8 protein-coding genes are annotated in these 10,624 nt (G+C 67.2%); 1 reads left to right on the forward strand and 7 read right to left on the reverse strand.

The window, feature by feature from the left end; translation table 11 throughout:
* Nucleotides 1-40 precede the first annotated feature (40 nt).
* Complete coding sequence (locus tag AC1DHL_RS27185; RefSeq protein WP_478103693.1) at nt 41-913, reverse strand: TorF family putative porin; 873 nt, start codon at nt 911-913, stop codon at nt 41-43.
* Nucleotides 914-1,078: 165 nt separating this feature from the next.
* Here AC1DHL_RS27185 and AC1DHL_RS27190 point away from each other — a divergent pair, with 165 nt between their 5' ends.
* On the forward strand, nt 1,079-2,617 hold the full coding sequence (locus AC1DHL_RS27190; protein WP_478164023.1) for a YifB family Mg chelatase-like AAA ATPase: 1,539 nt from the start codon (nt 1,079-1,081) through the stop codon (nt 2,615-2,617).
* A gap of 117 nt (nt 2,618-2,734) precedes the next feature.
* Here AC1DHL_RS27190 and AC1DHL_RS27195 read toward each other — a convergent pair whose 3' ends face one another.
* The 6 genes from AC1DHL_RS27195 to AC1DHL_RS27220 are packed head-to-tail and all read right to left on the reverse strand — an operon-like array spanning nt 2,735 to nt 10,454.
* A complete protein-coding gene (locus AC1DHL_RS27195) occupies nt 2,735-3,919 on the reverse strand; it encodes a fumarylacetoacetate hydrolase family protein (RefSeq protein WP_478164024.1) in 1,185 nt (394 codons plus the stop codon).
* Between the two features lie 40 nt (nt 3,920-3,959).
* Nucleotides 3,960-7,688 carry a molybdopterin cofactor-binding domain-containing protein gene (locus tag AC1DHL_RS27200; protein ID WP_478164025.1) on the reverse strand — a complete coding sequence of 1,243 codons (3,729 nt, stop codon included), beginning with the start codon at nt 7,686-7,688 and terminating at the stop codon, nt 3,960-3,962.
* On the reverse strand, nt 7,685-8,164 hold the full coding sequence (locus tag AC1DHL_RS27205) for a (2Fe-2S)-binding protein (protein ID WP_478103553.1): 480 nt from the start codon (nt 8,162-8,164) through the stop codon (nt 7,685-7,687). The genes AC1DHL_RS27200 and AC1DHL_RS27205 overlap by 4 nt, the downstream gene beginning before the upstream one ends.
* Nucleotides 8,161-8,892, reverse strand: a complete 732-nt coding sequence (locus AC1DHL_RS27210) for a nicotinamidase (RefSeq protein ID WP_478164026.1) — start codon at nt 8,890-8,892, stop codon at nt 8,161-8,163. The genes AC1DHL_RS27205 and AC1DHL_RS27210 overlap by 4 nt, the downstream gene beginning before the upstream one ends.
* Nucleotides 8,893-8,919: 27 nt before the next feature.
* The gene (locus AC1DHL_RS27215) at nt 8,920-9,654 is read right to left on the reverse strand and encodes an ABC transporter ATP-binding protein (RefSeq protein WP_478164027.1); all 735 of its coding nucleotides are present in this window, start codon (nt 9,652-9,654) and stop codon (nt 8,920-8,922) included.
* On the reverse strand, nt 9,651-10,454 hold the full coding sequence (locus tag AC1DHL_RS27220; protein WP_478164028.1) for an ABC transporter ATP-binding protein: 804 nt from the start codon (nt 10,452-10,454) through the stop codon (nt 9,651-9,653). Before AC1DHL_RS27220 ends, AC1DHL_RS27215 begins: the two co-directional genes overlap by 4 nt.
* Nucleotides 10,455-10,624: the final 170 nt, after the last annotated feature.

Consider the following 10,624-nt stretch of genomic DNA (forward strand, 5'->3'; position numbering starts at 1 on the left):
GGATGGAAGCGGCGCGGCTTCGAAGCCGCGCCTGCGGCAACTACAGCGTCTTGGTCAGCATGACAATGAATCGAGTGACGTTCGGCGAAAACGTGGAGCCGCCGATCGGTCCGAAGACGGTGCCGGTGGGGATGCCCGGGCTGGCGACCAGGTTGAAGGCGCTCTGGTTGTTGCCGCCCTGTACCGAGCCACCGAGCGCCAAGCCGCTGCCGAGGTCGTAGGACACGCCCACGTTGTAGTCCAGGTAGTCCTTGTAGCCCAGGCTCTTGATGTCGCTGGTGAAGAAGGTGTAGCCGATGGCCGTCTTGAAGGTCAGCTTGGGAAAGATCTCCTTCGTGTACGACAGGTTCAGGTAGCTGGTGTTCTGGCCGTCCAGGCCCGAGCCGCCCTGGTTGCCGGCGTAGTTGAAATAGTCGTTGGAGACGGTCCAGGAGTACTTGCCCGCGAAGGTGCCGATGCGCTCGTCGGTCCAGCTGGCGCCGCCGTAGATTTCGGTGGTGTTGCCCGCGGTGTTGCCGGGGTAGTAGTACTGGTAGACGCCGACGTCCCAGTCGATCGGGCCACCCTTGAATTTGTAGCCGCCGTAGAAGTCCATCTCGACCGAGTTGCCCGCCAGCCAGTTGACGCTGGAGTTCCAGTTGCCGACGTAGAAGCCGCTGTCGCCGAAGACGTAGTCCAGGCCGCCCTGGATGGCGGGCTTGAACCAGCTGGTCTTGGCGAAGCCGTTGTGTCCGATGGTGTCCTGGTCCTGGCCGCGGAACTTGTAGTTCGTGGTCAGGGAAACGTTGCCCGTGAGATTCGGGGCCGGGGCCGCTGCCGGCGCCGCGCTCGCGTCGGCGGTTTGCGCGCTCGCCAACATCGGCAAGACGGCGAGGGCGCCCAAAGCCAGGATTCGGACGGGTTTGCGGTGCATCATCGAGAGACTCCTCGGAGTTGTTTTGAAAGTGGGTTGGAAACCACGTCGAAGCAGGGAGCGTGCCAAGCGCATCAAGGCCAGGTTTACAAAGGCTTGCGCAGGCATGTACGTCGTCACATACAAGATGGGATGGAGCGCACCATCCTGGGGATAGGGAGAGTCATGAGTCTTTGTTTGGTGCAAAGCCGTGCGTTGTTGGGCCTGGAAGCGGCCAGCGTCACGGTCGAGGTGCATCTGGCCAATGGTTTGCCCAGCTTCACGCTGGTCGGTCTGGTCGATGTCGAAGTCAGGGAAGCGCGCGAACGCGTGCGGTCGGCCATCCAGAACACCGGCCTCGAGTTCCCCAATAACAAGCGAATCACCGTCAATCTCGCGCCTGCGGACCTGCCGAAGGATTCCGGGCGCTTCGATTTGCCGATCGCCCTCGGCATCTTGGCGGCCAGCGGCCAGATCGAGGCGAGCCGGCTGTCGGGGCACGAGTTCGCGGGCGAACTCTCGCTTTCGGGGCAATTGCGGCCCGTGCGTGGTGCGCTCGCGATGTCGCTGGCCCTGCACACGCGCGGCATCGCCACGCGGCTGGTGCTGCCGACCGACAGTGCACAGGAAGCCGCCCTGGTGCCCGGCGCCGAGGTCTACGGTGCGCGGCACCTGCTCGACGTGGTGCGGCAATTCCTTCCGGCTGACGGCGCGCCGCCGGCGGATGCCGGTGAAGACGGTTGGGCCCGGGTTCTTCCAGCGCCTCGCGGACTGGCCGCTCGCCACGCCGACCTCGCCGACGTGAAGGGACACGCCAGCGCCAAGCGCGCATTGGAAATCGCCGCGGCCGGCAACCACAGCCTGTTGATGGTGGGACCGCCCGGCTCAGGCAAGTCGATGCTGGCGCAGCGCTTTGCAGGCCTGCTGCCCGCGATGAGCGTCGAGGAGGCGCTCGAAAGCGCTGCCGTGGCCAGCCTGGGCGGCCGCTTCGCGGTCGATCGCTGGATGTGCCGGCCGACGTCGAGTCCGCATCACACAGCCAGCGCGGTGGCGATGGTCGGCGGCGGGTCGCCGCCAAGGCCGGGCGAGATCTCGCTGGCGCATCACGGCGTGCTGTTTCTCGACGAGTTTCCAGAATTCACGAGGCCCGCATTGGAGGCGCTCCGCGAGCCGCTGGAGACCGGAACGATCACGATCGCTCGCGCGGCGCGGCGGGCCGAGTTCCCGGCGCGGTTCCAGTTGATCGCGGCAATGAATCCGTGTCCCTGCGGTTACCTGGGCTCGACGCTCAAGGCCTGCCGGTGCACGGCCGATCAGGTCTCTCGCTATCAGGGCAAGCTCAGCGGCCCCTTGCTCGATCGCATCGATCTCCACATCGAGGTGCCCGCAGTCTCGGCGCAGCAGTTGCTGGATTCGCCCGCTGGCGAGGCGACCGACGCCATCCGCGAGCGAGCGGTCGGGGCTCGCGAACGCGCACTGGCCCGGCAAGGCAAGACCAACCACGCACTACAAGGCGCAGAGATCGACCAGCACGCTTCATTGGCGCCGGACGCGCTGAAGTTCATGCACACGGCGGCGGCGAAGCTGGGCTGGTCGGCGCGCAGCACGCACCGGGCACTGAAGGTAGCCCGCACGATCGCCGACCTGGCGGGGTCTGAGGCCACCGAAAGCGCGCACGTCGCGGAGGCCGTTCAGTACCGCCGCGCGCTAAGGGCGGCAGACTGAGCGGCTCAACCCCTCGTAAAAGCCAGAAAACCCGTGGAACCGGCTTCGCCGGGCCACCGGGTTTGCCCCCGGAGAGGGGGTGGAGAGCGACACGAAGTGCGCGAACCTGGGGGTGATCTAAATGACTCCGCGCCCCGCGAGATTGCGCATCAGCGCACCGATGCCGAAGGTCCACCGCGCCGCATCTTCGGAATGCACGACCCGGTTCTCCAGCGCGCCGAGTTCGGGCGCCGAAATGGTGACCCGGTCGCCCACCACATGCGTGAAGCCCTGCCCCGGACCGTGGCGGTCCTGCGTGGGCGCGAACATGGTGCCGAGAAAAAGCATCAGGCCGTCGGGGTAGGCATGATGCGCGCCGATCGCCTGCGACACGAGGTCCAGCGGATCACGGCTGATCTTCGAAAGCGAACTCGATCCTTCGAGCGTGAAGCCTTCCGGCCCCAGCACGCGCAGCGCGACGGTGATGCGGCGCACGTCGTCGATGCCGAAGTGGTCGTCGAAGAGCCGGACGAAAGGCCCGATCGCGCAAGACGCGTTGTTGTCCTTCGCCTTGCCGAGCAGCAGCGCGCTGCGGCCTTCGAAGTCGCGCAGGTTGACGTCGTTGCCCAGCGCCGCGCCGAGCGTCTGCCCGCGGCTGTTGACGGCCAGCACGACTTCGGGCTCGGGGTTGTTCCACGCCGACCCTGAATGAATGCCCACGTCGGCGCCGGTGCCGACCGCCGACAGCACGGGCGCCTTGGTGAAGATTTCGGCGTCGGGGCCGATGCCGACTTCGAGGTACTGCGACCACGCACCCTGCGCGATCAGCACGTCCTTGACCTTCGCGGCTTGCGGCGATCCGGGCACGATGCCGGCGAGGTTGTCGCCAAGCACGCTGCCGAGCGCGGCGCGAATGGATTCCGCCTTCGACGCATCGCCGCGCGACTGTTCTTCGATCACACGCTCCAGCAGGCTCGCGATGAAGGTCACGCCGCTGGCCTTCACCGCCTGCAGATCGCAGGGTGCGAGCAGCCACGGATGCCGCGTGTCGCGGCGCGATTCGTCGCTGTTCGCCAGTGTCGCCTCCAGCGAAGCCACGCGCGGCGTGCGCTCGTCGCGCAAGACCTGGCGCACGGCGCCCACCGGATCATCGAGCTCCAGCAGCTGGCTGGTCGTCGCTGCAATGCGCGAGAGGTCGTGCAGCCCGCCTTCGTGCACGGCCGCAAGCACGGGCCCGACGTCCGGCAGCCAGAGGCGGCCGATCAGGGTGGCGCGCTCGGCGTCCCGAGGCAATGACTGGGCGGGCGTCAGCGTCGATGTCATGCGGAAGTCTCCTGATTGATCCGCTGATCGTACGGGACTGTCAGCGCTTCATGTCGACGTGGCTCGCCCGGACCCGGGCGACCGCCTTCGGCAGATCCTCCCATGCCGGTGCCTGTGGCGCGAAACGCGCGCGCATGTAGCCGGCCAGTTCGGCGATCTGCGCATCGTCGAGCGCTTCGCGGAAAGCGGGCATGAAGCCGATATCGCGCGCCGCCGGCTCGCGCACGCCGTCGAGGATGGTGCGCAGCAGGTTGTCCGGCCGCGCGCTTGTGAGGTTGCTGTTCAGCGCGAGGGGCGTGTTGACGCCGAGCAGCGTGGGCCCGTCGCCATCGTGATGGCAGGCCGCGCAGGCGCTGTCGAACATGCGCTGGGGGCCGCCGAGCAGTTGGCCCTGGCGCGCCGCGGCATCGGCAACGACGCGCTGCGCCTGCGCCTGCGCCGAGGCTGCCTCGTCCGACGCTTCGGCGTTGAAGGAAGCGAGATAGGTCGCCATCGCGCGGATGTCCGCGTCCGGCACGGCGGCGAGTTCGCGCACCACTTCCGCCATCGGGCCGCCTGCGATGCCGTGGTTCTTCGCGTGACCGTGGCGGAGGTAGCGATAGAGCGCTTCGGTGTTCCACGGCACCGCGGACTTCGACAGCGAGGTCAGCGCCGGCGCTTCCCAGCCGTCCACCATGGCGCCCGACAGATAGGCCGTGCCGCCCTGCTCCGCGCCGAGCGCATTGCGCGGCGTATGGCAGGCACCGCAATGGCCCAGGCCGTTGACCAGATAGGCACCCCGATTCCACTCGACGCTTTTCGAGGCGACGGGCCGCATCGGCGACGGATCGTGGAACAGCGCGTTCCAGCCCGCCATGAGCGGTCGTGCGCCGAAGGGGAACTTGAGCTGAGCCTTCGGTGTTTCTGCGCTCACGGGCGTCAACGACATGAAGTACGCATACAGCGCCTGCAGATCGTCGTCGCTGGTCTTCGCGAATGCTGTGTAGGGGAAGGCGGGATACAGATGGTGGCCGTTGCGCGAGATGCCTTCGCGCATCGCCCGCTGGAAGGCGCTGAACGACCAGCGACCGAGGCCGGTGTCGGCATCGGGCGTGAGGTTGGTGGTGTAGATCGTGCCGAAGGGTGTTTCCATCGCGCGCCCTCCCGCGTTGGGCGTGCCGCCGGGTACCGTGTGGCAGACCGCGCAGTCGCCCAGTGCGGCGAGCGTGCGGCCGCGCTCGATGGTCGATTCGCTGTAGGCCGGCGCGCTGAAAGACACCGGCGCGATCGCGGACCGCCAGCCCATCGAGCCCGCAACGACGCCGATGCCGCCCACGACCAGCGCGGCGAGGCCCGCCCACAGTCCTCGGCGTCGCGGCCACGGCGCGGTGGCGGGCAGCTCGCGGTCCGGCTCGGCGTGGTCCGGCGGGCGCGAGCCATCACCCTCCTCCTCGCCCGCTGGCGCCGGAAGCGGATTCAGCGCAGGGCGCACCACCTCCGGCGTGAACGGCGGCGCGCGGAAGCGAACGCCGGTCGCATCGAAGATCGCGTTCGCGATCGCCGCCGTACCCGGCACGGACGACGATTCACCCGCGCCCAGCGGCGGCTCACCGGGGCGCTGCATGTGCATCACCTCGATCACCGGGACTTCGCGGAAATTGATGATCGGATAGCCACCCCACTCGCGGCTCGCGACCACGCCCGAAGGCCGCACGCCCGGGAGCATTTCTGCATCCGGCGCCCGCTGCGGCGCGAATTGCACGCGCTCCTTCAATGCACGGCTCGTCGTCTGGATCACGTTGCCGTGGATCTGGTGTTCCACGCCGGCCGGATTGACCATCAGGCCCGCGTCATGCCCCACGACCACGCGGCGCACGTGCACCTCGCCGGTCTTGCGGTTGACCTCCACATCCGCCACCCACGCAGACCATGCCGCGCCGAAGCCCGGCCACTTGCTGTGCACATAGCGCGCATACGCAAAGCCCTGGCCGAAGAGGATGTCGCCGCCGGGCCCCAGGCCGCCGTCGGCGTTTTCCTGCGGACCGGTGCGCATGCGCCAGCCGGCCTTCTGTGCCGTCTCGCGCACCAGGTCGGCGGCTCGCGGATCATGCAGATGGCGCAGGCGGAACGCGACCGGATCGACGCCGGCAGCGGTCGCGAGTTCGTCGACGTAGGACTCGTGCGCAAACGAACTCGGCAAGGCCGACACGCCGCGAAGCCACGAGGCCCGAACGATCGGCGCCATGTCGTTGACCTTCACGCGCAGGTTGCCGTAGGCATAGGGCGGCCGCGCCGTGCGGTCGCCCATCTCGAAGGCCTGCGCCACCGGCTCGATGGTTCGGGTCAGCAGCAGCGCCAGCGTGGGTGCGCCATTCGATGGATACGAGGTTTCGAAATCGTAGGCCGCGACCTCGCCGTCGGCATCGAGGCCGCCGCGAACCTGCATCAGCTGCGCGGCACCTTTGGGCTCCCACGTGTGCTCCTGCTCGCGCGTGAGTTGCACACGCACCGGCGCGTCGACCGCGCGGGCGAGCAGCGCCGCGTCGGCTGCGACGTCGTCGGCACCGTTGCGGCCGTAGCAACCGGCCGCTTCCATCCGAACGACATCGACCGCCACATCGTCCAGGCCCATCAGCTTCGCGAGATCGGCACGCAGCACATGGGGGTTTTGCGAGCCGGCCCACACGCGCAGCCTGAAGCCGTCGCCGCTTTCGGGCTCCCAGTGCGCGAGCGCGCACGAGGGGCCGATCGACGCATGCATCTGGTAGGGCCACACATAGGTCCGCGGCATCGGATTGGCGGCATTCTCGAGCGCGCCGTCCACGTCACCTTCATCGACCAGCAGGCGCTGCGTCGCCGGATTGGCACGCAGCGCGCCTTCGAGGTCGTCGAGCGCCGGCAAGCCGGGCCAGCTTTTCCAGGTCACACGCAGTTCGCGCAGTGCCTGCTCGGCATGCTCCTCGCGCTCCGCGACGATGCCGACGAAGTCGCGAATGACCACCACGCCCCGGATGCCGGGAATGTGCGCAATCGACGATTCGTCGACAGATTCCAGCGTGTTGCCGATGAAGTCGCCATGGTCCGCGCCGGCATACGGCGGCCGCACGACGCGCCCGTGCAACATGCCGGGCACGCGCATGTCATGCACGAAGACGAGTTCGCCCGCAAGCTTGGCCGGAATGTCGACGCGCGGAATGCGGCTGCCGACGATGCGGTAGTCGGCCGGGTCCTTCAGGCGCGAAACGGTGTCGAGCTGCAGCACGGTGCGCGCGCCAGCGACCAGTTCGCCGAAGCCGAGGCTGAACGCCGGGTCGTCGCCAGCGTGAACCCTTCCGTCGCGCACCTTCAGCAGCGACGGCTGAACACCGAGCCGTTCCGACGCTTGCGCAACGAGCCATGTGCGCGCCTGCGCAGCCGCGTGGCGCAACGGGCCGGCGTGGATCTGGATCGACGCGCTCGCAATGGTCGCGCCCTGGTTGGGCACGCGCGCGGTGTCGCCCAGCATCATGCGAAGCTGCGCCAGCGGTACATCGAGCTCTTCCGCCACGATCTGCGACAGCGCGGTCTGGATGCCGGTGCCGAGATCGACGTGGCCGTTCAGTGCCGTGACGCTGCCGTCGTCCCAGATCGCGATCAATATCTCCGGCCCTTCGGCCGGATTGCCCGCCACGAGCGCCGGCTGGCCTTTGGCCTGCGGCGGCGCGGGCGGCGTGTCGCGCACGACGACGAGCACGCCGTCGGCATGGAGGAATTCGCTGCGCGTGCGGGGCTGGTCGGCGCGCCGCGTCACGAATCGGTGCCCTTCGCCATCGACAGCGCGGCAAGCTGCACGGCCGCCACGATCTCCACGTGCGTACCGCAACGGCAAAGGTTGCCGGAGAGCTCGCTGCGGATGCGCGCCTCGCTCGGGTTCGATTCGCGCGCGAGCAAGGCCGCCGCCTGCATCACCATGCCATTGAGGCAGTAGCCGCATTGCGCGGCCTGCGCTTCTTCGAAGCCCTGTTGCACGGGATGCCAGCGATCACGCGAGCCGAGGCCTTCGAGCGTGGTGATGGCGCGGCCCGCCACGCCGTGCGCCGGAATCACGCAGGAACGCGCAGCGACACCGTCCACCCATACGGTGCAGGCACCGCATTGCCCAAGCCCGCAGCCGTACTTGGGCCCGTTCAGGCCCAGGTCGTTGCGCAACACATGCAGGAGCGTCGCCTCGCGGGACGCCGTGAGTTCGACGTTGCGTCCGTTGACCGTCAGGCTCGGCAGGGTCACACGCTTTCGATGTCGGCGGATTGGATGCGCTTGACGCCCTTGGCGGCCATCTGCTTCCACGCGGCGGCGAGCGAGCCGTTGAGGTCGATGGCGCGCGTCGCGTCCTCGATCACGTAGACATCGAAGCCGGCCTTGCGCGCGTCCATCGCAGTCCACGCCACGCAGAAATCGGTCGCCAGGCCGGTGACGAACACCGTCTTGATGCCGCGCGCCTTCAGGTAGCCGCCGAGTCCGGTCGCCGTCTTGTGATCGGCTTCCTCGAAGGCGGAGTAGCTGTCCATGTCCTTGTGGAAGCCCTTGCGGATGATGATTTGCGCCGTGGGCAGCTTCAGGTCCTTGTTGAGCGCGGCGTCGTCCGTGCCCTGCACGCAGTGATCGGGCCAGAGCACTTGCGTGCCGTAGCTCAGCTTGGTGGTCTCGAAGGGCTTCTTGCCTGCGTAGGTGCTCGCGAAGGAGGCATGGCCGGGCGTGTGCCAATCCTGCGTGACGACGATGTTGTCGAACGAGCCCGCCAGCTTGTTGATGATCGGCACCACCTCGGCACCGCCCTTGACCGGCAGCGTGCCGCCGTCGATGAAGCAGTTCTGCACGTCGACAACGATCAGTGCCGAGTTGGCTGCGGGCTTGATCTTCGAAGCCGCGAAGAGCGGTGCCGATGCACCCAGGCCGCCGATCAGGCCGAATGCCGCGGCCGACTTCAAGAGAGTTCTGCGTTGCGTGGAATGCATGGTCTTCGCTCCTCGGTGTTGAACAATCTATACGCTGAGATAGGCGCGGCGCACTTCATCGTTGGTAGACAGGTCGGCCATTGACGACTGGTAGCGGATTTGCCCCTTTTCGAGCACGTATGCGCGATCGGACACCAGCTCCGCGAAATGCATGTTCTGCTCCGACAGCAGGATGCTCACGCCCTGCGCCTTGAGTTCCAGGATCATGTTCGCCATCTGCTCGACGATCACCGGCGCCACGCCTTCGGAGGGCTCGTCGAGCAGCACGAGGTAGGGATTGCCCATCAGCGTACGCGCCACGGTCAGCATCTGCTGTTCGCCGCCGCTCATTCGGCCACCGGGGCGGTTCGGCATCTCGCCGAGGTTGGGGAACAGGTTGAACAGGCGTTCCGGCGTCCACAGCGGCGCATCGGTGCCGTCGCTCCAGCGGCGCGCGGCCTGCCTGCCGACTTCGAGGTTCTCCATCACGCTGAGGTCGGTGAACACGCGACGATCCTCGGGCACGAAGCCCAGGCCCAGGCGCGCGGCCTGATGCGGTTCGCTCCTGGAGATGTCGTGACCCAGGAATCGCACCGCGCCGCGGCGTTTGCCGAGCATGCCGATCAGCGCCTTGAGCGTGGTCGACTTGCCCGCGCCGTTGCGCCCCATGAGCGCGACCACCTCTCCGCGCCGCACTTCGAGGTCGACGTCGTACAGGATCTGCGCGGCGCCGTACCAGGCGCACAGCGCCTTGGCTTCGAGCAGCACTTCGTGCGAACTCATGCCGCCTCTCCCACCGCTGCATTCACCGCGGCTGCTTTCTCTGCAATCTTCTCGAAGGTCTTGCCGCTGCCGAAGTACACCTCCTGCACCTTGGGATGGTCGCGGATCTCCAGCGGCTTGCCTTGCGCAATCAGGCGCCCGCGCGCGAGGACGATCATTCGATCGGCATAGGCGAACACGACATCCATGCTGTGCTCGGTGAAGAGAACCGCCATGCCGCGGTCGATGACGAGTTGCTTGGTCAGTGCCATCAGCGAATTGCGTTCCTTGGGCGCCATGCCGGCGGTGGGCTCGTCCATGAGCAGCAGCTTGGGGCGGTTGGCCATTGCGATTGCCAGTTCGACGCGCTTCACGTCGCCGTAGGCGAGGACGCTGCAGGGGCGGTCCGCCTGTGCCTTCATGCCGACCTGGTCGAGCAATGCCAGCGCTTCGTCGCGCTTGTGATCGGACGCGCGGCGCCAGGTGGCGAAGAGCTTGTGATCGTGCGATAGCAAGGCCATTTGCACGTTCTCGACCACGGTGAGGGATGCGAAGGTTTCGGCGATCTGGAAGGTGCGGCCTACGCCCTTGCGCCAGATTTCTCTTGGCTTGCGGCCTACCAGTTCTTCGCCGTCGAGGAGGATGGAGCCACGGTCTGCTTTGAGCTGGCCGTTGACCATGTTGAAGGTGGTGGACTTGCCGGCGCCGTTCGGGCCGATGAGGGCTAATAGCTCGCCGGGGGGGAGGTCGAAGCTGATGCCGTCTACGGCTTTGACGCCGCCGAAGGACTTGCCTAGGTCTTTGACTTTTAGGAGGGTCATTTTTTGGGGCGTCAGTTTTATTGAGGCTGTGGGCCGGGTCTCGCCCCGGCGGGCGACTCACTTTTCTTTGTTTCGCCAAAGAAAAGTAAGCAAAAGAAAGGCGACCCCACTGTGCGTGTCCCTGCGCTTCGCTTCGGGCAACCTGCGGTGCTCGCTTCAGGCGGGGTCCG

It is taken from the genome of Variovorax sp. 10L426 (genome assembly GCF_056395305.1).

What these genes read in the sequence shown, in the direction of transcription:
- AC1DHL_RS27185 (WP_478103693.1), bottom strand. Translation starts at nt 913, where the DNA reads ATGCACCGCAAACCCGTCCGAATCCTGGCTTTGGGCGCCCTCGCCGTC.
- AC1DHL_RS27190 (WP_478164023.1), top strand. Translation starts at nt 1,079, where the DNA reads ATGAGTCTTTGTTTGGTGCAAAGCCGTGCGTTGTTGGGCCTGGAAGCG.
- AC1DHL_RS27195 (WP_478164024.1), bottom strand. Translation starts at nt 3,919, where the DNA reads ATGACATCGACGCTGACGCCCGCCCAGTCATTGCCTCGGGACGCCGAG.
- AC1DHL_RS27210 (WP_478164026.1), bottom strand. Translation starts at nt 8,892, where the DNA reads ATGCATTCCACGCAACGCAGAACTCTCTTGAAGTCGGCCGCGGCATTC.
- AC1DHL_RS27215 (WP_478164027.1), bottom strand. Translation starts at nt 9,654, where the DNA reads ATGAGTTCGCACGAAGTGCTGCTCGAAGCCAAGGCGCTGTGCGCCTGG.
- AC1DHL_RS27220 (WP_478164028.1), bottom strand. Translation starts at nt 10,454, where the DNA reads ATGACCCTCCTAAAAGTCAAAGACCTAGGCAAGTCCTTCGGCGGCGTC.